This window comes from Providencia sp. PROV189 (assembly GCF_028480065.1).
GTDB classification, from domain to species: domain Bacteria; phylum Pseudomonadota; class Gammaproteobacteria; order Enterobacterales; family Enterobacteriaceae; genus Providencia; species Providencia stuartii.
The window spans coordinates 265,283-286,823 of sequence record NZ_JAMPOG010000005.1; the positions used below are offsets into that span (position 1 = coordinate 265,283).

Here is a 21,541-nt window from a genome sequence, read left to right on the forward strand (position 1 = left end):
CAATTGGAGTGATAGGATGACAATGCCGAGTAGTTTATGTCCAAATAGAATGCAAATACATTCTATTCATCAAGAAACCTCCGATGTATGGACGATTAATTTAATCAATCACGACTTTTATACATATTCACCCGGTCAATATGCACTTGTTAGTATTAAAAACAGCGATGAAATCATGAGAGCTTATACGATTTCATCGACACCTGGGCAAAGCCGTTTTATCACGATTACGGTAAGACGCTTAGAACAAGGCACAGGATCATGCTGGTTAACGGGGGCAGTAAAACCCGGTGATTATCTCTGGCTTTCTGACGCTCAGGGGGAGTTTACCTGTGCAGAGCTCAATAGTAACCAATATCTGATGTTAGCCGCTGGCTGTGGTGTGACGCCAATTATGTCGATGGTGCGTTGGTTGATGGCTAATCGGCCTCAGGCGGATGTCAAAGTTTTGTTTAACGTGCGTGATAGCCAACAAGTCATTTTTGCGGATGAATGGGATCGGTTGATTGAGCGATATCCATCTCGATTACAACTGTGCATTATGGCGGAAACGCCAGATAATGGTGGCGTCGCAGAAGGGCGATTAACCCTTGAGAAACTTTCTGCCTTGGTGCCGGATATTAGCGCTAGAGTGGTCATGACTTGTGGGCCTACACCTTATATGAAGAATGCTCAGCAATTCGCTAAAAGCCTAGGTGTACCTGCTGATCATTTCTTTATGGAACGTTTTTCGCTAGAGCCGGAGCCGGTTGAAAGTGAAGACGTAGTGACATTAAAAATACGCCACCGTTTGGTCGATTTTAAAGTTCCTGTCGGAACGTCGTTGCTGTCGGCTTTAGAACAAAATAAACAGCCAGTCATTGCGGCTTGCCGTGCTGGTGTTTGTGGTAGCTGTAAAACAAAAGTACTCTCAGGCAATTATACGACGAGCAGTACCATGACATTGACAGAAGAAGAGATTGCGGCCGGTTATGTCTTGGCTTGTAGCTGCCAATTACAAGGTGATACAGAAATAGCGTAAGTGACCTCATCAATGAACTGTCTCATTATAGTGGCTAAGTAATGAGACAGTGACCTATGTATTATTTATTAAACAAAAATACGTAATTGGTTGTAAGTTATTATATAATAAAAGGTAACTGAATATCGATATAACACATTAAACGAGTTTATTTAAGTGTATATCCTTCAGGTATAAAATAAACGGATAATTTACTTAATGTGTTGATAGCTGATACTGCAATCTCTTTATTTGGATCTTGGCAAAGATTGATAATACGAACAATAGCTTCTTGGTGTTCAATAGTTGCTTTATAATCTCCTAACGCTGATATAGCGGCGATTTTTATCTCATCATTCACTCGAAATGTTAGATTTGTCAGCATACCGACAATGGTTCTGTCCATAATTAAAACTTCACTCTTTAATTAACCTTGCGGTATTTTAAAATAAAAATAAATATATTAACCACTAAATTAATATGTGATTATGTATTTTTATTTTGAAATACTAATAAGCTGAGACTTTTTTCGAATTAAATAATGCATTAAGTGCATTCTCTTATTAAGACGTTTTTTATGATGGTTGATTAAAATTAAATAAGATGTGACAGAAATAAAATAATTTACCTGTTTGGCGGGTTTGTTTTATATAGTATAGATTATTCAAAAAATTATAATAATGCAAATTAATATATTCAATATTATTCTTTTACCTTAGGATGAAAGATAAAATAAATTAGATAAAATCAAGTAATTTTCCTTTTTTGTCATTGCGTTATAAATTTATTAATCGGGTAACTACGTTTTTTATTCACGTGTAAAAAATAAGTCAAAAGCAGCGTATTTTGAACAGTGAATAAAATATTAATACATGCTTGGTTACATTTAGTAACGCGACGAATTGTTGTCATACATCAACTTAAACAAAACCTAAACAAGATAATCAACATGTGTTATTAACGCTATTTTCGGGGTGGTAATTAATAATCTTATGGTTATAATTCGCGTCGCATCAAAAGTGCAGTATCTCGTTAGGCGAGGCTCCTATACAAACACAGGTTACTGATCTGACGACGTCGAGAGACGCCCAAGATCAGGACAGGATATATCGAACGAAGGTATATCCCCATGTAACTTCCAATGTAAGTTGGATACGTTGTATAGTGCTAAAACCGAGACGTAGAGATAGCCACCGCATTCTCTCATCTGGTTTCGCCCCTATGTGAGTACTGTTTGAGTAAACAACAGTAACTAGGGACTAAAAAAATGACTTTCACTACCCAGAACAAAGCGGGATCTGTAGCAATTGCTCAGTCCGCAATGAAAGGCGCACGCCTGAATAACAACAACACTCAGCAACCAAAAATTGATGACGCAACTGTCAGCGCATATATGAGCCAATCTTATTTGCCTGTTTCTATTGCGGATTCTGTTGCTTGCGTGAAAAAGAATTTGATCGAACACTTAGACGGTGAGCAGATCCCAACGTATTTATTTGTTGTTGATCAGGAAAATTATTTAAATGGTATTCTTTCAGTCAAATCGCTATTAGCGGCGGATGAAGGGTTGCTTGTATCCGATATTATGAGACACAACTACTTTTCAGTGGCGCCTGATCAATCACGTCATGATGTTTATGATCTGATCAACCATAGTGGTTTGGATATGATACCCGTTGTTCAATTTGGCAAATTGATGGGGGTATTACGTCCTCAAGATATTGCTGAATTAATTGAAGATGAGAATACGTTAGACGCACAACTTCAAGGGGCGACTACACCACTTGAAGAGCCTTATTTAGCAACCAGTCCTATTACGTTATGGCGTAAACGTGTCGTATGGCTATTAATGCTATTTGTTGCGGAAGCTTATACCGGTACAGTATTAAAAGCCTTTGAAGAGCAATTAGAAGCTGCGATTTCTCTGGCCTTCTTTATTCCATTATTGATTGGAACGGGCGGGAATAGTGGAACGCAAATCACTTCAACCCTTGTCAGGGCGATGGCGCTAGGGGAAGTGAGCCTACGTAATTTGGGCGCGGTATTGAAAAAAGAAGTATCAACCTCTTTCTTAGTGGCCGTGACTATTGGTGCAGCTGCTTTGATTAGGGCATGGATACTGGGTGTGGGCGCTGAAGTGACGATTGTAGTAAGTCTAACTATTGTTGCTATCACCATGTGGAGTGCAATTGTTTCTTCGATTATCCCAATGGTATTGAAGAAATTAAAAGTTGACCCCGCAGTAGTATCTGCGCCGTTTATTGCAACCTTCATTGATGGAACGGGTCTAATTATTTACTTCGAAATTGCCAAATTGGTAATGACGGAGTTCGCCTAAAGACACACCATCGACTTGATGCGGCAGTGTTATTCAACATCTGCCGCATTCACCCACTCATTCTGTTTTAAAACCTCCCCACATTTTCGGCACAAATACTGATTCTCCCCTCTGACAATTTTATTATGTCTTCTAATGGTTAATTCGTGTGTTGTGGAACACGCACAATGGTAGGTAAAAGTGCGACTTTTGACGGACGTGACTTCAAAGCGATGTGTACGTTTTGCGGGAACGTCTAAAACGTGTTCCATCATCCACTTCCACTCTTTGCCATGGGGAGCAATACCTTTACGGCCAAAGACTTGATACACTAATAGATGAGCCAACTCATGAGGGATCACCTCATTAATGAAGCTATCACCATTTTCAATCAGTAAGACAGCATTTAAACGAATTTCCCACTCTTTTAAGTAGGCACTCCCTGCTGTTGTTCCTCGCTGCTTATAGTTAAGTGTTGGTTCTGGAAAGATTTGTTCCAGCTTTTGTTGGGCTAAATTCAGTTTTGCCCTCAGCATGCGCATGGCTTTTTGTTGAAGATAAATGGGGATTCGAACGGTTTTCATATAACTAAGCATAATATAAGCCGATATGAGGAAACAAGCATTATTGGCTATCATTATATAAAAATATATATTATATTTTATGATAATGTATTTATTGGGAGGATTTATGAGCGAGGACTCTACAAACCAATTGCTTTTGGCGATGAAGCAGGCTGCAACACAAACGTCATCATTGCTGAAAACATTAGGTAATCCGGATCGATTACTTCTGTTATGCCAGTTAACGCAAGGTGAGGCGTGTGTGAGCGATCTTGAAACGTCGCTGGGCATACAGCAACCAACCCTTTCTCAACAACTAACGGTATTGCGTCATGAAGGGCTCGTGACGACACGTCGTGAAGGTAAACGAATTTATTATGCGATTGCCGATGAAAAGCTCTTCACGTTACTGAATACACTTTACCAACTTTATTGTCCGGTTCAGGAGAAATAATGATGTCTATTGATTGGGCTAATTTTACCCCTTGGTCAGCTGCGATGGGGGGCTTATTAATTGGCGCGGCAGTTTCCCTATTACTTCTTTTTAATGGCAGAATTGCTGGTATCAGCGGTATTTTAAGTGGCGTTTTAAAACCGATTGCAGGGGATACCGCTTGGAAGGTGGCATTTGTGCTCGGGATTATGGCGGCTCCTGCTTTATTTACGCTCTTTTTCTTTTCACCGGAAGTGTCGATCACGACGAACACCCCTATCCTTATCCTCGCCGGTTTATTCGTCGGCTTTGGTACGCGATTAGGGAGTGGCTGTACAAGTGGTCACGGAATTTGTGGTATGGCGAGGTTTTCTCGGCGTTCGATAGTTGCGGTTATCACTTTTATGTTAGTGGCATTTGCGACGGTAGCGGTTATAAATTTATTGGGATTAAGAGGATAAAGTTATGCCAGTTATTATCGCATTAATCTCAGGTTTATTATTTGGCTTGGGGCTATTATTAGCGGGGATGGGAAATCCGGCTAAAATTCTTAGCTTCTTAAATATTACGGGTAATTGGGATCCTTCTTTATTAGTCACTATGGCAGTGGCGATGGTGATCAGTGCAATTGCATTTTCCTTCGCCAAAAAACGTCAAGCTAGTGTATTAAAATGCCCTATGCAGATCCCGACGAATCAAAAAATTGATAAGCCTCTAGTGATAGGGAGTGTGTTATTTGGACTTGGCTGGGGATTAGCCGGTATTTGTCCTGGGCCTGCATTGCTATTAACGGGGATGGGGTTAACACAAGGGATCATTTTTACATTAGCCATGATTGCGGGCATGTCTGTTTTTCAATTATTCAAAAAATAATAGCGTCAGCCCCAAATTTAAAGGGGCTGAATTTTTTATTAAAGATTAGTGATATCTATTAAATAACATTTCTGCTTTTCTATTTTCATATAAAAATATATCTATTCATATTTAAAAAAATACTTATCATGATAAATATTTAATTTAGCTCGTTGATTTATTCATAAAAAACGCTTTTAAACTGATAATAATATAAATGAACCGTGTGATGGCTATTAATCGCACTGTTTAAAAAACATTTATTATAAAGTGAATAAAGAGGTGCATTATGAAAAATCAATTTAAGCATCTTATATCCTTAAGCTGTTTAGGATCGCTATTACTAGGCGTTTCTCAGTTTGCCCTAGCACATGGTTATACAACAGAGCCACCAAGTCGTGCTTATTTATGTTCGGTGCGTAATACCACTGAATTAAAAAATACGGGCTGTGGCAATCAAGTACCTTATGACCCACATAGTTTTGAAGCACCAAAAGGATTCCCTGAGGCTGGTCCGGCTGATGGAGTCATTGCCAGTGCTGCGATAGCAGCTCACTCTGAAATGGATGAACAGTCGCCGACCCGGTGGGTAAAAAGTGAGCTTAAAACAGGGAAAAATACCTTTGCTTGGTATTTAACCGTTGTGCATTCTACCGATAGCTGGCGGTATTTTATCACTAAGCCTGATTGGGACCCATCACAGCCACTCACACGCGATTCTTTTGATTTAACGCCTTTCTGTGTCAAATATGAAAATGGCGTTAGACCACCAGTCGTCACAGAAATCGAGTGTGATGTGCCGAAAGATCGCTCTGGCTATCATGTCATCCTTGCGGTGTGGGATGTTTATGATACGTCAAATGCATTCTACCAAGTTAGTGATGTCAATATCAGCGATTAATATCGAACGATTAATTGTTGAACTCAATAAAATATCCCGTATTCCTTAACACATTAAGGGGTAAAACATGTTTAGACTAAATAAGTTAATGCTAGCAGCACTTATCGGTCATTGTGCTACTCAGTTTGCATATGCAGCGTTGCCCGGAAAGCCCACAATTCAATGGATGGATAACACCTATAGCATTGTTGAAATTAACCCTAATGAGGATAAATATGAATTATTAGTGACGAGAAAAGAGGCGGCTACTTTTAATGTCTCCTGGGATTTATGGTATGGAGATTATGGAACTACGGCAAAAGTGTATTTGAATGACCAAGAGGTATGGAGTGGTCCTTCAACCAGCTCTTCAGGTCAAGCAAGCCTTTCAATATCTAAAGGCGGGAAGTATAAATTGAAGGTTGCACTATGCAATGGCGACGAATGTAATTTTAGTGATGTGGTTGAAATTACAGTCCAAGATACAGATGGAAGTCATTTTGCTCCGTTGCAAACGCAACTTTTAGAAAATAACCAAGCTTACAAGCAAGACTCAGGAAAAGTCGTTGCTGCATATTTTGTTGAATGGGGAATATATGGACGGAAATTTTCTGCCGATAAAATACCGGCACAAAATCTTACTCATATTTTGTATGCTTTTATTCCTATATGCGGCGGAAATGGAATTAATGATAGCTTAAAGCAAATTGAAGGTAGTTTTGAGTCATTGCAGAAGTCATGTACAGGTAGGGATGACTATAAAGTGACTATTCATGATCCTTGGGCTGCAATTAATGTCTCTCAAACAGGAACTTCATTGTCATATAAAGGTAACTTTGGGCAGTTAATGGCAATAAAGCAAGCCTATCCCCATTTGAAAATATTACCTTCTGTTGGTGGATGGACATTATCAGATCCATTTTATGCAATGAAGGATAAAACCAAACGAGACAAATTTGTAACGTCTGTCAAAGAGTTTTTGTTGACATGGAAATTCTTCGATGGTGTTGATATCGATTGGGAATATCCTGGTGCAAATGGAGCCAGCACCACATTAGCGTCAGATAAAGATGGTGAAACTTATTTATTGTTGATGCAAGAGCTTCGCGCGATGTTGGATGAATTAGAGAAAGAAACCGGGCGCGAATATCAATTAACATCAGCTATTAGTGCCGCGAAAGCCAAAATAGATAAAGTCGATTTTGGGCAGGTACAAAAATCGGTTGATCACTTTTTTATGATGAGCTACGACTTTTATGGTGCATTTGATTTAAATACACTTGGCTACCAAACCGCACTTAATGCCTCCAGTTGGCGTCCAGATACGGAATATACAACGGTTAATGGGGTAAATGCTTTATTGAATCAAGGGGTTGATCCCGCGAAAATCGTGGTAGGTGCAGCGATGTATGGGCGTGGATGGACGGGGGTGAATGGCTATACCAACGGTAATCCATTTACAGGGAAAGCGACAGGCCCAGTTGCAGGGACATGGGAAAATGGAGTTGTTGATTATCGCCAAATCAAAAATCAGTATATGAGCGGACAATGGGTATATAGCTATGATGAAGTCGCAGAAGCGCCCTATGTATTTAAAGCATCAACAGGGGATCTGATTACCTTTGACGATCAACGTTCAGTGCAAGCAAAAGGGAAGTATGTGTTAGAGAACAAACTTGGAGGATTATTTGCATGGGAAATTGATGCGGATAATGGTGATATTTTAAATAGCATGAATTCGAGTTTAGGTAATAGTCTTGCTAAATAAATTGATATTAATATTTATTATAGAGGGAGTCTATTTCCCTCTATAATTATCCAGCGTTAAGTGAGCGCTGTTTTTCATAAAGATATACTTCTATAAGATCTATTATTTTATATTACCAATGACTTTTATTTTAATTCTATTTATTAATTATATATCTACTAAGAAAATTAATGACTATTAAGTTAGTAGATTAGGATGTTTCTTGATTGTTTATGAACAACATTATGATAGTTCTATATATGAAGTCGACTAAATATTAATGCGCTGAAATCATTGTATTAGCTATTTAAATTAATTAGGAGCTTATATGACTAGATTATCCGTGGATGCAATTAATATAATAAGCACTATCAAAAAAACAGGTTCTTTTTCAACAGCGGCAGATGTATTGCATAAAACACCGTCTGCGATTTCCTATCAAGTATTAAATATAGAAAGTCGATTGAAAGTTAAGCTTTTTCACCGTAATGGACCTGTAATTCGTTTAACTAAGGAGGGGGAATTTTTATTACAGGAGGGGGCATGGATCTTAAATGCAGTGCAAGATCTCGAAAATAGAGTGAGAAATATTCCAACATTTGATAACCAAATTCGTATTGTGGTTGAAAAATTTCTACCGCTAGATATCTTTGTTCAAGATATTCGTGATTATATTAAGGCAAATGGTGATGTTCATATTTCAATCCTAAGAGAAGCAATGACAGGGGCTTGGGATGCATTAAAAGAAAATAGAGCAGATTTTATTATTGCTCTTGGGGGGATCCCTGAAAACATAAAGGTAAGAACCCAGCTACTAGGAAAACTTAGTTTTGCCCTTTGTGTTTCCCCATCACATCCATTCGCTTCACAAAAAACGATAATAACGAGAAATCAGTTAATAAACGATATCCACGTTGAAATTGCAGATAGTAGCCATGAGCTATCAATTAATAGAGAAAAAGAAGTCATATTAGGAAGGCAAATATTGGTTTGCGATTTAGAAAGTAAATTAGTCTTAATTAAGCGAGGAATAGGGTATGGGTTTATTTGTCCTTCACATATTAAAAAAGAGTTAAAGAACCAAGAATTAGTCATTGTTCCGGTAGAGATCCCTAAAGATGATCAATTTATTTGGCTAGCTTGGCATCCATCAAGTCAAGGTGGTAATTTCTCTTGGTGGAAAGAGCGATTAATAAAGAAGATTGATACATCAAGTTTTATTGAAAATTTATCTACGGTATAATAGAAAGCATACATAATATCTTGCATATTGTAGGCTTGGATGACGCTGAGCTACCCTAGTTATAAAAATACCTAATATATCTAGGGTTGGCTTCTTCTACGATTTCATTACGTTTATTATTCCATAGTAAATAAACGTTTTCTCTATAGACACTACCGCCTTTAACTGGTCTTTATAACCACTTATCTCTTTCCACTATGAAATAAATATGAGATATGCGTTTCTAAGTGCGAATCATTGCTAATATAAAAATTATTACATGGCAATACTTATTCTATAGGTATGATAAGGCCCAAACGTGATGATTATATTCTTTAGCCCAATTAGTTTAGGAGAATTGTACTTTTGCTCAAGGAGTTCTAAAAATGAATTTAAGCGAGGAAATAAGATAGAGGATGAATAAAGAAATAAACCCCACAGTGTGGGGCTTATTGGTTTGGCTAATTATTTTAGGCCAGCAGCTTCACGTAAAATAGCGGCTTTGTCTGTTTTTTCCCAAGGAAATTGAGAACGACCGAAATGCCCGTAAGAAGCCGTTTGTTGGTAAATTGGATGTAGTAAATCCAGCATTTGAATCAAGCCGTATGGGCGTAAATCAAAGAATTCACGCACTAACAGAACCAGTTGCGCTTCTGGGACTTTACCTGTACCAAATGTTTCAACCATGATTGAAGTTGGCTCTGCAACACCAATTGCATAGGAGACTTGGATTTCACAGCGATCAGCTAAGCCGGCTGCAACAATGTTTTTGGCAACATAGCGAGCAGCATAAGCCGCTGAGCGGTCTACTTTAGAAGGATCTTTACCGGAGAATGCACCGCCACCGTGACGAGCCATGCCGCCATAGGTATCAACGATGATTTTACGACCAGTTAAACCACAGTCGCCCATTGGTCCACCGATAACAAAGCGACCTGTTGGGTTGATAAAATATTTTGTTGTTGGCACTAACCACTCTGCTGGAAGAACAGGTTTAATAATTTCTTCCATTACAGCTTCATGTAAATCTTGCTGTTTAATATCTTCTGCGTGCTGTGTGGATAAAACAACCGCATCAATGCCAACAATTTCGTTGTTGTCATATTGGAAAGTGACTTGGCTTTTGGCATCTGGACGTAACCATGGCAGAGTGCCATTTTTACGAACTTCTGCTTGGCGCTGTACCAGACGGTGAGCATAAGTAATTGGTGCAGGCATCAGAACGTCAGTTTCGTTTGTCGCATAACCGAACATAATACCTTGGTCGCCAGCCCCTTGTTCTAATGGGTCTGCGCGGTCAACACCTTGGTTGATATCAGGTGATTGTTTACCAATCGCACTTAAAACCGCACACGAGTTTGCATCAAAACCCATGTCAGAGCTGGTATAACCAATTTCGCGAACGGTTTTACGTGTGATCTCTTCAATATCAACCCAAGCACTGGTGGTGATTTCTCCCCCGACCATCACCATACCTGTCTTGACATAGGTCTCGCAAGCAACGCGAGCTTTTGGATCTTGCTCAAGAATCGCATCAAGAACCGCATCAGAGATTTGATCGGCAATTTTATCAGGATGCCCTTCCGATACAGACTCAGAAGTAAAGAGATGTGTAGCCATGAGATTAATACCTTAAGAATTCGCTGATTGTAATTGGATGTTTTAACATCTAGACGTCTATTTTAATGTTTTAACAAAAAAAGTGCTACCTGTTTTTACGTTTGACAGAAAAACAATAAGTAAAAAGACGAGCCTTACAAATTTTATTTCTATTAAGCCAATAACGTTTTGCAATTTCTGCCTAATCAATGTATAAACAGCGACCGTGACGGTTAGTTAAAAATGTTCCGTTATATACCAGTAGGCGTACAATGTGCCTGCTATCTATCAGGAGTGTTTATCTTTCTCGCTATTGATAAAGATTAAACAGTTATATTGGGGGTTAATGGGTAATGATCCATAATCTACTGAATAACAGTAATCAGCAGCTAAATGCGGATCGCCGCGTGTTTTTGGCGTTTACTTTCCTGTCTTTATTTACTTCTTCTCGAAGTTACTATCATCTTCCTAGTACACCCTTGGCTATCAGTCAGTAACTGTCAGCCAAATGGTTGTATTTGTCACCGTTTAGATGTTCTAAGCACTTTAATTAATCCGAGTAATAGCTGTTTCCCCGACATAACTGCCTTGCAGAGCCACGTCTTAGGACGGGTCGCTGTCTGGCCGGAGAAAGCGTCACTCACCCCTCCATAAAGGAGTTTGTTATGAATGATAATATCGCTCGCAAAATGCGCCAGACGTACAACATCGCGTATTGGGGCGGTGGTTACTATCAGGTGAATGAGCGCGGAAATGTCTGTGTTTGCCCAAATCCTGATAACCCAGACACGTCTATTGATCTAGCCGAACTTGTTAATCAAGTTAAAGAGGAGCAGGAGCACTTGCGTTTACCCGCATTATTCTGTTTCCCACAAATCTTACAGCACCGTTTGCGCTCAATTAATGCGGCATTTAGGCGTGCTCGTGAATCGTACGGCTATACAGGCGACTATTTTCTGGTCTATCCGATTAAGGTCAACCAGCAGCGTCGAGTCATCGAATCATTAGTCAATTCAGGTGAACCGCTTGGACTAGAGGCAGGGTCGAAGGCTGAATTGATGGCTGTGCTAGCAAATGCCGGCCGTACTCGTACCGTTATTGTTTGTAATGGTTATAAAGATCGTGAATATATTCGATTAGCGCTTATCGGGGAAAAATTAGGTCACAAGGTTTACCTTGTTATCGAAAAAATGTCTGAAATTGAGGTTGTTCTTAAAGAAGCGGAAAGCTTGAATGTGACACCTCGTTTAGGCGTTCGTGCTCGTTTGGCGTCGCAGGGGTCAGGCAAATGGCAGGCAAGTGGTGGCGAGAAATCAAAATTTGGTTTAGCGGCAACACAGGTTTTACAACTTGTTGAAATTTTACGTCAGGCAGGTCGCCTAGAAAGTTTACAGTTGCTGCATTTCCATCTTGGTTCACAAATGGCGAATATTCGTGATATCGCGACAGGTGTCCGTGAATCTGCACGTTTTTATGTTGAGTTGCACCGTTTAGGCGTAAAAATTCAATGTTTTGATGTGGGTGGCGGCTTAGGTGTGGATTACGAAGGAACGCGCTCCCAATCAGATTGTTCAGTAAACTATGGTTTAAATGAATATGCGAATAATGTGATTTGGGCGATTGGTGATGCGTGTGAGGAGTTTGATTTACCACATCCGACGGTGATCACCGAATCAGGGCGTGCATTGACCGCACACCATACGGTCTTAGTTTCTAATGTGATCGGGGTGGAGCGAAATGAATTTACCAAAACATCTCCTCCCGATGAGGATGCACCGCGTTCATTGATTTCATTGTGGGAAACCTGGGAATCAATGCAGCACCAAGGTAATAGCCGTTCGTTACGTGAATGGCTCCATGATAGTCAGTTTGATTTACAAGAAGCGCATACGCAGTATGCTCATGGTGTACTCGACCTGACTCAGCGAGCGTGGGCCGAGGAGCTTTATTTGAATATTTGTCGTCGTATTCAACAAGACTTAGATCCCAGTAACCGTGCTCATCGTCCAATTATTGATGAGCTGCAAGAGCGGATGGCCGATAAGTTCTATGTGAATTTCTCGTTATTCCAATCGTTGCCAGATGCTTGGGGGATTGATCAGGTGTTCCCCGTTTTACCGATAGAAGGCCTTGATAAGCCTCTTGACCGTCGCGCGGTATTATTGGATATCACTTGTGATTCGGATGGTATTATTGACCATTATGTCGATGGTGACGGTGTTGAAACAACTATGCCAATGCCTGCATACGACCCTGAAAACCCACCCATGATCGGCTTCTTTATGATAGGGGCCTATCAGGAAATTCTAGGTAACATGCATAATCTATTTGGCGATACAGCAGCAATCGATGTTTGGGTTGATAGCCAAGGCAACGTGCGTTATCTGCAAAGTGAAGAAGGCGATTCGGTCGCTGATATGCTGCAATATGTGAAGCTAGTACCAGAAGTATTGCTTGAAAGCTTTACAGAGCAAGTTAAAGGCACTGGGTTGAGCGAGCAGTTGCAAAAAGATTTCGTTGATGAGTTTGAGAATGGGCTTTATGGCTATACTTATTTAGAAGACGAATAATTGGCGATAAATAAACGGTAGCTAATCACAGGTGATGTAGAGCCACCTATGAGTCTAAATAATAAAAGTATTTGCAGATTACAAATACTGATAGAGGAAGAGTGATGATTAATAGCACATTAGGTAATCAGGTCGATAATTCACTGGTTTCTAACGCATTTGGCTTTTTACGTTTCCCATTAAACTTTCAACCTTATAACTCAGATGCTGAGTGGGTGATAACGGGGGTGCCGTTTGATATGGCAACTTCTGGTCGTGCGGGCAGCCGTCATGGACCTGCTGCTATTCGTCAGGTATCTACCAACTTAGCGTGGGAAAGCCATCGTTGGCCATGGAATTTTAAACTAACAGAGCGCTTAAATGTTGTGGATTGTGGCGATGTGGTGTTTGCTTTTGGTGATGCACAAGACATGTGCGATAAGCTACAAGCACATACAGAAAAATTGCTGGAGGCGGGCAAGCGCTGCTTAACATTTGGCGGTGACCATTTTGTGACTTTGCCTCTGTTGCGCGCCCATGCAAAGCATTTTGGTAAAATGGCGTTAGTCCATTTTGATGCACACACAGACACTTATGGTAATGGTAGCCAGTATGACCATGGCACTATGTTCTACCATGCACCAAAAGAAGGGCTAATTGATCCGACTCGTTCTGTACAAATTGGTATTCGTACAGAGCATGAAAGTGATAACGGGTTTACAGTCATTGATGCCGCACAAGTTAATGATCGCGGTGTTGATGAGATGATCGAACAAATTAAATCTATTGTGGGTGATATGCCTGTTTATCTCACTTTCGATATTGATTGTTTAGATCCTGCTTTTGCGCCGGGAACCGGAACACCTGTCATTGGTGGATTAACCTCAGATCGTGCATTAAAACTGTTGCGTGGTTTACAACCGTTAAATATCGTTGGTATGGATTTAGTTGAAGTCGCACCAGCTTATGATCAATCTGATATCACTGCATTGGCCGCAGCAACCATTGCTTTAGATATGTTGTACTTACAAGCATCTAAAAAATAACCTATAGTTTGTCTGATTTTTAGGCTGCCTTCTAGGCAGCCTAATTTATTCTCAATAAAATAGATTGTTATTTAAACAAATATGAGGAAATAGCACTTTTTGCTATACCTCTTTGTGAGTAGTTCCACTTCGATTTGTTACCTATTTCCCTTTTAAAAGTTATTTCTTTCATAAATGCGAGTGATTATCACTCAATTACAGTCATATTTATCTCTATAGAACATAGTTGTAGTCTAATATCATGATTTTGTAACTTATTGTTAATCTTGCTAACGTATTAATCAGTTAGAGTCATTCATTTAACTATCCTTATTGGGAGAAAGCTTATGGCACTGAATAATAAAGTCATTTTAGTTACTGGCGCAGTACAAGGTATTGGTCGTGGTATCGCATTACGTTTAGCGAAAGAAGGTGCCAATATTGCACTTGTCGACCTGAAAAAAGAAAAATTAGCGGATGTGGCTAAAGAAATTGAAGCATTAGGCCGTAAAGCGACAACATTTGCTGCTGATGTCAGTAAGCGTGAGGAAGTTTTTGCCGCAGTTGCACATGCAGAAGCTGAACTCGGTGGTTTTGATGTAATGATCAATAACGCAGGGATTGCACAAGTTAAGCCTATTGCTGATGTACGCCAAGAAGATATGGATCTGATTTTCAAGATTAACGTCGATGGTGTGATGTGGGGAATTCAAGCGGCGAGTGAAAAATTCCAGCAGCGTAAACAAAAAGGGAAAATTATTAACGCTTCTTCCATTGCAGGGCATGATGGCTTTGCAATGCTAGGTGTTTATTCCGCTACAAAATTCGCTGTACGTGCATTGACCCAAGCCGCAGCTAAAGAGTATGCAAGTTCTGGCATTACCGTTAACGCATATTGCCCTGGTATTGTAGGTACGGACATGTGGGTTGAAATTGATGAGCGTTTTGCTGAAATTACAGGTGCACCAAAAGGTGAAACCTATAAAAAATATGTTGAAGGCATTGCATTAGGACGTGCTCAAACTCCAGATGATGTTGCTGGTTTAGTCGCATTTTTAGCAAGTGATGATTCAGACTATATTACAGGGCAGTCGATCTTGACTGACGGTGGTATTGTTTACCGTTAATCAAACCACTTATTAAGCAGAGCATTTTCTGTAAATTAACATTGTGCCTTGGCTAGTTAAAATAGGCCCAAGGCACAATTTAAATATTAATTCGCTATTATATTAGAAACTATATTTCTCCTACCTTTATTAACAGTAGATAAAACTATTTTATTTATTGTTATCATCCATCAAAAATCTTTAGGTAATGCATTAATTAATAATATGTTCAGGCATGTTAGTCTCGTTTAGCATACTCCTTGTCGTCATTGTGAATTCAATGTTTTCAATAAAACAGTATTGATAGGATAAAGAAATTTATACATTTATTAATGGAAAACGAATAAGGAAAAACTATGCCACATAAAATTAAAGTGATGACATTTAATACCTATTTATTGCATATTCCTTTTTTTAGTATTGGCGCATCCACTCAAGATGCTCGCATTAATGCGATGATAAAAGATAATATATTCTATGATGTTGATATCGTTATTTTACAAGAGGTATTTAATACTCATTCAGCACAAAAGCTTTTTTCGGGTATGAGGAGTTTAGGCTTTTTTTACCACACACCGGTTGCCGCACAATATAATGAATCTGTTCTCTCTTATTGTGATTCAAACCATTGTTGGAATGCTAAAAAAGGTGAATGGGATATGGTTCAGCAGGTCAATTCAGGGATCGCGATAGTTTCCCGTTATCCTATAGTTTATCGTGAATATCAACTGTTTGATGATGCAGGATGCGGTGCTGACCGTTTCAGTGCTAAAGGTGGGGTGAGAGCCGTTATTGAAATAGAAGGTAAAATGCTTCAAGTCATAGGAACTCATCTGCAATCGGATGACAACTTCTGCCTAATGACCTCACCTTCATCCCATCGCAAAGCCCAACTTACTCAGTTAATTAATTGGGCTGAAACTTCAATCACTGAAGATCGTCAAATAACAATCTTAGGGGGAGATTTAAATATTAATTATGGTTCGGAAGAGTACGAGCAAGCATTAGATATTATTGGTTGGGGGGAGCCTCACCATTTTAATCCACGACCGTCATGGGATTTTTCAACCAATAACGTGATTAGAGAAGCTTATCCCGATACTAGGCAAAGTTGGCATTTGGATTATATTTTTGCCAAAAATATGCGTTCAATTAAACAGCAAACACGGGTGATCAAAAGCAAAATTGGTTATAACTATAATAATAAAGTCTTTTTTGATTATTCCGATCATTATCCTGTAGTGGCTGAAATTGAGTTATGATAATTAGATATTTCAGCCACATATTTTTAAGGCGCCTTTATTGTGGAGCTAAATGGGTTAAGATGCGCTCCGCTTGTGTCCAGAGTAGTGAACCACCATCATCTTCTAACACGAAATGTTGGCAATTAGGGAAACGCGTTGCGAGGGTTTTACCAAAGTCTGGTGAATGAACAGTGCTTTCATCTTTCTCACCATACCACAGTGAAACAGGGCAATGGATCTCTTCAGGCTGGAAAGGCCAAGGCTGTAATGAGATCAATAAGTCTTGTACATAGCCTAAATTGCCTTGAAGAAAGGCTCGGTTCATACAGTCAGTATAGGCTTGCAAAAATGAGGGCTGATTGTAAACATTTTGATCAACCGTCGCGCTGCTATTGAGTATAAAAGCCAGTAACCAAGGTGCACTCACGTTTTTCTGTAACCAATCAGATAGCGCATCAGGTGTATTTCTGGCTTGCTCTTGCATATTGATAATATCGGCTTTTAATAAAGCACTTGTCGCGGGATAGTCAAATTGATCTTGTCCAGCAACAATAGATAAAGTGTTAGGGGTGCCATAGAAAGCTAATGCCATGGCAAATACAGCACCTTGAGAAAAGCCAATAACAGAATATTGCTCAATTTGCTGAGCTTGCAATAACGCGTCAATATCTGCCGCAAAACGTGAAAGCGATTTTTGTGGATCTTGTGACGATTCGCCTAGCCCAGCACGTTCAGGTACGATGAGTCGGATATTAAGTGGATCAAGTTGCTCAAGGCCAAAGCCTAACGTTCCACTCATACCCGCGCCAGTACAAAAAATAACAGGGAATCCCGTTCTTGGGCCTGATTCATACCAACTTAAGTTGCGGCCATCAGACAATTGAAGTGAACCTTGGCGCGTGTTTGTGAATGTGTTTGTCTGCATTGCTGAGTCCTAACTTATTTTGGGGCACGGGATGGTCACAATCAATGTGAAAGTGGCAAGGGTATATTTGATTGAATCTTAATAATGCTAGCCATAAAACGAATAATAAAATAATCGTCAGGTATAATGCAAAGCCAATTACGAAAAAGATTATTTGTTCTCTCAATAAGGAGCTGATATGGGGTTTTCAGATGCGGATAAGCAGTGCCTACTGGCGGTAAAAGGTGTTGGCCCAACAGTTATAAGTCGGTTAGAACAAATGGGATTTTCGACATTAACTCAACTGAGTGAAGCATCATATGAAGACATTTTAATTGCTGGGGCTGCTTTAACAGGCTCGAGTTGTTGGAAAAATAGTCCACAAGCGAAGAAAGCCGTAGAAGGGGCAATTGCCGCGGCGAAACAAGCCATCAAATAACCCTGATTCGGTAAAAGGGTTTCATTATCTAATTTGATAAAAACAACCTCTCTTTTTGCATGAAGTACTAAAAGGTTTGCTTTAAGGTTAGCTTAAAGCTAAATCATAATATTATTAACATCATGTATAAGAAAACTATTAGGGCAGTCATTATTATATTCGCTGTTATGGCGATGACTGCGAGCCCAAAAGGTATCAATATTTTTTCGAATCAATGTGAAGCCTATAAAGGGATACCAAAAAGAATTGCCGCAATGACATTCGGTGAGCAACTGATTAATCAGCAACGTGTTTTTTATACAATAACGTTAGTTGATGGCAAAAAAACGACGCAACAAATCGCCGTATTTAATACCATTGAGCATGAGCTAAACAAAAAAATGTTGGAGTTAATCCAAGCGGCTTTTGTCGTTGGTGCACCGGTTACGATACAACAGTGTGAGCAGGCGAGTATTGCAGGGTTAATGGTCGACTTTAACGGAGGAAAAACCATTAATCGATTTTAAAATGTCGAGCAAGCAATGGGGCGGTAAAGTCTTTTTTCAGATAGAAACCCCTCGGCAGCGTCATGATTGTTTGCCCAAATTCGCCAATTCCCTCTGTTAGTGCTTTGCTATTTGCCGCTTTAGGGCGTATTTGTAGGACTTGTCCATGTCGAGCGGTGATACTTTCCACTTTGCCTAACACAATCAGATCCATCAACTCTTCCCAGTCTTGGCGCAGCAATTGCTCTTCCAAAGGAGAAGGGCTCCATAATAATGGGCTTGCGATACGACGTTGAGCGAGTGGTATTTGTCGTTCGCCTTCAATTGGAAACCATAAAACACGAGAGAGTTTTCGGTACACATGGCTATTTTTCCATGTTAACCCACTATTGCCTGTGAGCGGTGCGACCGCCACAAATGTGGTTTCAAGGGGCATTCCATTTCGGTCAATAGGGATGGTTTTTAGTTCGACACCAATATTGGCGAAATCTTGTTCGGGTTTACTGCCAGCGGTAGCTCCTAAAAAATATTCTAACAGCATACCCACCCAGCCTTTGTCACGTTTAAGATCGGGCGGCATAGGTAAGCCAGCGTATGCCGCTAATTCACCAAGAGTATAGCCAGCGAGAGCTTGTGCCCTAGCCATTAAAACGGACTCATTTTCAGGAGGGGATGGTGGTATAAATGGCATAATACGATTAAATAGTAACCAGAAAAAATTCACAGAGTAGCAATAGTATATCACTTTTTATAAGAGATATTTAATTTGCTGATATATAAGGAAATAATTCAGTCTATTAAAAAATAATCCTCAAAGAAAAATAGGTTATTCATGTTCATCCCATAATAATCACAGGATCATTCACTAGGTTATCCACAGAATTATTGGATAACTGTGAAAAACTTTAATTACTGTGTGTATTTACAGGCTTGACTTACGTGGTTTTTTGAACCTAATCACATAAATTGGGTAAGTTAAGCACATTACTTGTGGATAAATCATACATTGATTGATCTTTGCGCATTTGAACTCCTAAAGCATAAAGTCGAAAAGATAAACTGTGTATAAAGAGAGGGTGATTGATTCATCCTATTGTTTTTAATGAAGTTAATTAGTTTTCTTGTTTTCTGTTAAAAAACAGGGGAAGGGATATACCCTGATTACTAGCGGGTTGTTCACATGGATATCCACAGAAAAAGTGAATAACATCCTTATTATTCACTCTCAGTGTTTATAACTTTTATGATTTCTGTGTATTATCCTCAGTAGGTTGAAACCATGCAGATTTAAAATCAAACCAACCAAAGGTATTCATGCGTGCTCCGCGCATGGTTTTTTGGCCTTGCAACTCTAGCCAATGGTGAAAAATAGGGTGAAAAATTTGTGTGTCAATGAGGCTTTCACACCAAGATTCGACATGCAGCTCCTGCCGACGCCATTTTGATAACGCCTCAGAGAGCGTAGAGCCTAAACATTTGCGCAATAGTGGCATTTCATACAAGGTGGCAAAAATAGAAAATTCGAGCGGTTTAAAGAAGTTAGCGGTAGCAAGCCAAATATCGCTCTCGACAGTGCCATTAAACCACTCAGGATAATCAACAATGTTGATTTTTAGATCAACGCCTTGAGTTTTCAACACACGTTTCATGATTTGGCTAATAGAATAAAATTCATGGTGTTGATGATAGAAAGTGACGGTGAGTTCCGTTAAATCAGCAGGCTTAGGTAACTGTGTGAGCATTCGGCTATGATGCCAATGTAGCAATAATCCGTAAGCAGGCGCCCAATGCCGCTGATAGAAGGATTCACAGTGAGCTAATAAATTGATTGGTGTTAAAAAACTACACAGCCATTTACGTATATCGCTACGTCTGGAAAGCTCAGAGCGTTGATCCATTAATAAAAAGTAGCATCCTTCTTCCATTCTGCTTTCTAATGAATCATTAGGTTTATTATCGCTGTCCATTTTCAACGTGGTACAGACCATCTGCTCAGATAGTTCAGGCACCACCCAAATGGTCACTTCATCAAGGAGTGCTCGATAACCAAAATAGCGATCAAATGCGGTAATCGTGAGTTTTTGAGGCAGGTTTTTCTCAACGAAAAAAGGGCCGGTACCAATTGGCATTTTGTCAAAATTATCAATGGACTCCCACTCTTTAGGAATAATTGCTGCATGGGGGCTACCAAGTAGCAAAGGGAGTTGTTTATCCACTTCACTTAATTGAATATCGATGACATTAGGGAGAGGAGAGGTAACCGATTGGATGTGTGAAAACAGAGGCCAACAACGTCGTAAACGCATAAGCGAACTGATGATGTCATCGACTAACATTTCTCTACCATGATGAAAGTAGATGCTAGGCCTTAAATAAAAGCGCCATTCAGTATCACTTATCGCCTGCCAATGATGTGCGATACCATTTTCAACTTCCCCTTTTTCCTCATTTATATGGGTTAAGCCATTAAATATTTGGCTCATTAAATGAATTTCTGAACGCCGCATAGGTGTTCCCGGTAATAAATTGGGGAAGTCTCGATAGTAGATAATACGTAATAAATTTTTACCTTGCCGATAGCTTCTTTCTAATTCGGAGAGCACCATTTGGCGAATAGTTTCTTTATCGCCGACTAAGGCAACCAATTTTTCTATGCTCTCTTCTTTTAATAGACGCTCTGCTTGGGCTTGCTGTAGCTCTAATCCATTAACATGAAACAGAAGGGTAGAACGCTTTCCTCTACCCGCTTCGGCTTGCCAACTAAGCCATCCATGAGACTGCATACTATTGAGCAAGGTACGTACATGGCGTCGAGAACAAAACAGGGTATCTGCAATATGCTGCAATGTGGTTTCACTGTCTTGCCCCTGAAAATGTTGCCACAGACGAACAAATTGTGTTTGTAAACGAGAACTGGTCATAAAAGAGGAACTCCGCTGGCGATTGTATCAATTTTTATTTCCTAATATCCGTTGATAATAGATACCAGTATGTAGCTCGTTTGGTCTGTTAGTTGACAGACTGACTCCCCGAATTATTGAGTAATGGTAATTTACCAGCCGATAGCATCATTATCGGCTTTTTTATTACCTTTATTTTGATGGCAATTTTTTAATGATTATACCTAATAATAGGGATAATTTTAAAAGAGATTAACCCTCTATGGTAAATTTATT

20 protein-coding genes and 1 riboswitch are annotated in these 21,541 nt (G+C 39.6%); of the genes, 14 read left to right on the forward strand and 6 right to left on the reverse strand.

Going from position 1 to position 21,541, the window contains the following annotated elements; translation table 11 throughout:
- The first annotated feature begins 16 nt into the window (after positions 1–16).
- A complete protein-coding gene (gene hcr / locus PR833_RS05215; protein WP_060560862.1) occupies positions 17–1,021 on the forward strand; it encodes an NADH oxidoreductase in 1,005 nt (334 codons plus the stop codon).
- Between the two features lie 148 nt (positions 1,022–1,169).
- On the opposite strand, the gene PR833_RS05220 is transcribed toward hcr, so the two are convergent.
- Positions 1,170–1,406, reverse strand: coding sequence for a HEAT repeat domain-containing protein (locus PR833_RS05220; protein WP_004922032.1), 237 nt, complete (start codon positions 1,404–1,406; stop codon positions 1,170–1,172).
- A gap of 615 nt (positions 1,407–2,021) precedes the next feature.
- A riboswitch (M-box (ykoK) riboswitch) is annotated at positions 2,022–2,193 on the forward strand.
- A 74-nt stretch (positions 2,194–2,267) separates the two neighbouring features.
- Here PR833_RS05220 and PR833_RS05225 point away from each other — a divergent pair.
- Positions 2,268–3,338, forward strand: coding sequence for a magnesium transporter (locus tag PR833_RS05225; RefSeq protein ID WP_004922030.1), 1,071 nt, complete (start codon positions 2,268–2,270; stop codon positions 3,336–3,338).
- A gap of 29 nt (positions 3,339–3,367) precedes the next feature.
- On the opposite strand, the gene PR833_RS05230 is transcribed toward PR833_RS05225, so the two are convergent.
- Positions 3,368–3,901 carry a SprT family zinc-dependent metalloprotease gene (locus PR833_RS05230; protein ID WP_141173165.1) on the reverse strand — a complete coding sequence of 178 codons (534 nt, stop codon included), beginning with the start codon at positions 3,899–3,901 and terminating at the stop codon, positions 3,368–3,370.
- A gap of 106 nt (positions 3,902–4,007) precedes the next feature.
- Between PR833_RS05230 and PR833_RS05235 the strand changes: the two genes are divergently transcribed.
- The 6 genes from PR833_RS05235 (at position 4,008) to PR833_RS05260 (ending at position 9,035) form a co-directional block, all read left to right on the forward strand.
- Complete coding sequence (locus PR833_RS05235) at positions 4,008–4,334, forward strand: ArsR/SmtB family transcription factor (RefSeq protein WP_040133352.1); 327 nt, start codon at positions 4,008–4,010, stop codon at positions 4,332–4,334.
- Positions 4,335–4,336: 2 nt separating this feature from the next.
- Positions 4,337–4,774 carry a YeeE/YedE family protein gene (locus tag PR833_RS05240; RefSeq protein ID WP_272525950.1) on the forward strand — a complete coding sequence of 146 codons (438 nt, stop codon included), beginning with the start codon at positions 4,337–4,339 and terminating at the stop codon, positions 4,772–4,774.
- A gap of 4 nt (positions 4,775–4,778) precedes the next feature.
- A complete protein-coding gene (locus PR833_RS05245) occupies positions 4,779–5,186 on the forward strand; it encodes a DUF6691 family protein (RefSeq protein ID WP_272525943.1) in 408 nt (135 codons plus the stop codon).
- A 268-nt stretch (positions 5,187–5,454) separates the two neighbouring features.
- Positions 5,455–6,066 carry a lytic polysaccharide monooxygenase gene (locus PR833_RS05250; RefSeq protein ID WP_004922007.1) on the forward strand — a complete coding sequence of 204 codons (612 nt, stop codon included), beginning with the start codon at positions 5,455–5,457 and terminating at the stop codon, positions 6,064–6,066.
- A gap of 67 nt (positions 6,067–6,133) precedes the next feature.
- Positions 6,134–7,813, forward strand: a complete 1,680-nt coding sequence (locus tag PR833_RS05255; RefSeq protein WP_061063804.1) for a glycosyl hydrolase family 18 protein — start codon at positions 6,134–6,136, stop codon at positions 7,811–7,813.
- A gap of 307 nt (positions 7,814–8,120) precedes the next feature.
- A complete protein-coding gene (locus PR833_RS05260) occupies positions 8,121–9,035 on the forward strand; it encodes a LysR family transcriptional regulator (protein ID WP_004922001.1) in 915 nt (304 codons plus the stop codon).
- A 444-nt stretch (positions 9,036–9,479) separates the two neighbouring features.
- Here PR833_RS05260 and metK read toward each other — a convergent pair whose 3' ends face one another.
- On the reverse strand, positions 9,480–10,634 hold the full coding sequence (gene metK, locus PR833_RS05265; protein ID WP_004921998.1) for a methionine adenosyltransferase: 1,155 nt from the start codon (positions 10,632–10,634) through the stop codon (positions 9,480–9,482).
- A 644-nt stretch (positions 10,635–11,278) separates the two neighbouring features.
- Here metK and speA point away from each other — a divergent pair.
- The 4 genes from speA (at position 11,279) to PR833_RS05285 (ending at position 16,555) form a co-directional block, all read left to right on the forward strand.
- Positions 11,279–13,183, forward strand: a complete 1,905-nt coding sequence (gene speA / locus PR833_RS05270) for a biosynthetic arginine decarboxylase (protein WP_004921992.1) — start codon at positions 11,279–11,281, stop codon at positions 13,181–13,183.
- A 104-nt stretch (positions 13,184–13,287) separates the two neighbouring features.
- On the forward strand, positions 13,288–14,208 hold the full coding sequence (gene speB / locus PR833_RS05275; RefSeq protein ID WP_004921989.1) for an agmatinase: 921 nt from the start codon (positions 13,288–13,290) through the stop codon (positions 14,206–14,208).
- Between the two features lie 326 nt (positions 14,209–14,534).
- Positions 14,535–15,314, forward strand: a complete 780-nt coding sequence (locus PR833_RS05280) for an acetoin reductase (protein WP_272525944.1) — start codon at positions 14,535–14,537, stop codon at positions 15,312–15,314.
- A 335-nt stretch (positions 15,315–15,649) separates the two neighbouring features.
- Complete coding sequence (locus tag PR833_RS05285; RefSeq protein ID WP_004921983.1) at positions 15,650–16,555, forward strand: sphingomyelin phosphodiesterase; 906 nt, start codon at positions 15,650–15,652, stop codon at positions 16,553–16,555.
- 37 nt (positions 16,556–16,592) lie between these two features.
- Here the strand turns inward: PR833_RS05285 and PR833_RS05290 are convergent, their stop codons facing one another.
- The gene (locus tag PR833_RS05290; protein ID WP_004921981.1) at positions 16,593–17,462 is read right to left on the reverse strand and encodes an alpha/beta fold hydrolase; all 870 of its coding nucleotides are present in this window, start codon (positions 17,460–17,462) and stop codon (positions 16,593–16,595) included.
- 178 nt (positions 17,463–17,640) lie between these two features.
- Between PR833_RS05290 and PR833_RS05295 the strand changes: the two genes are divergently transcribed.
- Together PR833_RS05295 and PR833_RS05300 are read left to right on the forward strand one after the other, a co-directional pair.
- On the forward strand, positions 17,641–17,880 hold the full coding sequence (locus PR833_RS05295; RefSeq protein ID WP_004921978.1) for a hypothetical protein: 240 nt from the start codon (positions 17,641–17,643) through the stop codon (positions 17,878–17,880).
- Between the two features lie 173 nt (positions 17,881–18,053).
- On the forward strand, positions 18,054–18,386 hold the full coding sequence (locus PR833_RS05300; RefSeq protein WP_225829648.1) for a hypothetical protein: 333 nt from the start codon (positions 18,054–18,056) through the stop codon (positions 18,384–18,386).
- On the opposite strand, the gene mutH is transcribed toward PR833_RS05300, so the two are convergent.
- Positions 18,373–19,056, reverse strand: coding sequence for a DNA mismatch repair endonuclease MutH (gene mutH, locus PR833_RS05305; RefSeq protein ID WP_004921972.1), 684 nt, complete (start codon positions 19,054–19,056; stop codon positions 18,373–18,375). The genes PR833_RS05300 and mutH overlap by 14 nt on opposite strands.
- A gap of 550 nt (positions 19,057–19,606) precedes the next feature.
- Positions 19,607–21,286 carry an HTH-type transcriptional regulator SgrR gene (gene sgrR, locus PR833_RS05310; protein WP_141173512.1) on the reverse strand — a complete coding sequence of 560 codons (1,680 nt, stop codon included), beginning with the start codon at positions 21,284–21,286 and terminating at the stop codon, positions 19,607–19,609.
- Between the last annotated feature and the right edge of the window lie 255 nt (positions 21,287–21,541).

Excerpts from the sequence above, each read along its gene's own strand:
- speB (WP_004921989.1), top strand. The coding sequence starts at position 13,288 with ATGATTAATAGCACATTAGGTAATCAGGTCGATAATTCACTGGTTTCT.
- PR833_RS05245 (WP_272525943.1), top strand. The coding sequence starts at position 4,779 with ATGCCAGTTATTATCGCATTAATCTCAGGTTTATTATTTGGCTTGGGG.
- PR833_RS05250 (WP_004922007.1), top strand. The coding sequence starts at position 5,455 with ATGAAAAATCAATTTAAGCATCTTATATCCTTAAGCTGTTTAGGATCG.
- PR833_RS05220 (WP_004922032.1), bottom strand. The coding sequence starts at position 1,406 with ATGGACAGAACCATTGTCGGTATGCTGACAAATCTAACATTTCGAGTG.
- PR833_RS05230 (WP_141173165.1), bottom strand. The coding sequence starts at position 3,901 with ATGAAAACCGTTCGAATCCCCATTTATCTTCAACAAAAAGCCATGCGC.
- PR833_RS05240 (WP_272525950.1), top strand. The coding sequence starts at position 4,337 with ATGTCTATTGATTGGGCTAATTTTACCCCTTGGTCAGCTGCGATGGGG.
- PR833_RS05235 (WP_040133352.1), top strand. The coding sequence starts at position 4,008 with ATGAGCGAGGACTCTACAAACCAATTGCTTTTGGCGATGAAGCAGGCT.
- PR833_RS05260 (WP_004922001.1), top strand. The coding sequence starts at position 8,121 with ATGACTAGATTATCCGTGGATGCAATTAATATAATAAGCACTATCAAA.
- metK (WP_004921998.1), bottom strand. The coding sequence starts at position 10,634 with ATGGCTACACATCTCTTTACTTCTGAGTCTGTATCGGAAGGGCATCCT.
- PR833_RS05290 (WP_004921981.1), bottom strand. The coding sequence starts at position 17,462 with ATGCAGACAAACACATTCACAAACACGCGCCAAGGTTCACTTCAATTG.
- PR833_RS05300 (WP_225829648.1), top strand. The coding sequence starts at position 18,054 with ATGACTGCGAGCCCAAAAGGTATCAATATTTTTTCGAATCAATGTGAA.
- sgrR (WP_141173512.1), bottom strand. The coding sequence starts at position 21,286 with ATGACCAGTTCTCGTTTACAAACACAATTTGTTCGTCTGTGGCAACAT.
- mutH (WP_004921972.1), bottom strand. The coding sequence starts at position 19,056 with ATGCCATTTATACCACCATCCCCTCCTGAAAATGAGTCCGTTTTAATG.
- PR833_RS05225 (WP_004922030.1), top strand. The coding sequence starts at position 2,268 with ATGACTTTCACTACCCAGAACAAAGCGGGATCTGTAGCAATTGCTCAG.
- PR833_RS05285 (WP_004921983.1), top strand. The coding sequence starts at position 15,650 with ATGCCACATAAAATTAAAGTGATGACATTTAATACCTATTTATTGCAT.
- hcr (WP_060560862.1), top strand. The coding sequence starts at position 17 with ATGACAATGCCGAGTAGTTTATGTCCAAATAGAATGCAAATACATTCT.
- PR833_RS05255 (WP_061063804.1), top strand. The coding sequence starts at position 6,134 with ATGTTTAGACTAAATAAGTTAATGCTAGCAGCACTTATCGGTCATTGT.
- PR833_RS05295 (WP_004921978.1), top strand. The coding sequence starts at position 17,641 with ATGGGGTTTTCAGATGCGGATAAGCAGTGCCTACTGGCGGTAAAAGGT.
- PR833_RS05280 (WP_272525944.1), top strand. The coding sequence starts at position 14,535 with ATGGCACTGAATAATAAAGTCATTTTAGTTACTGGCGCAGTACAAGGT.
- speA (WP_004921992.1), top strand. The coding sequence starts at position 11,279 with ATGAATGATAATATCGCTCGCAAAATGCGCCAGACGTACAACATCGCG.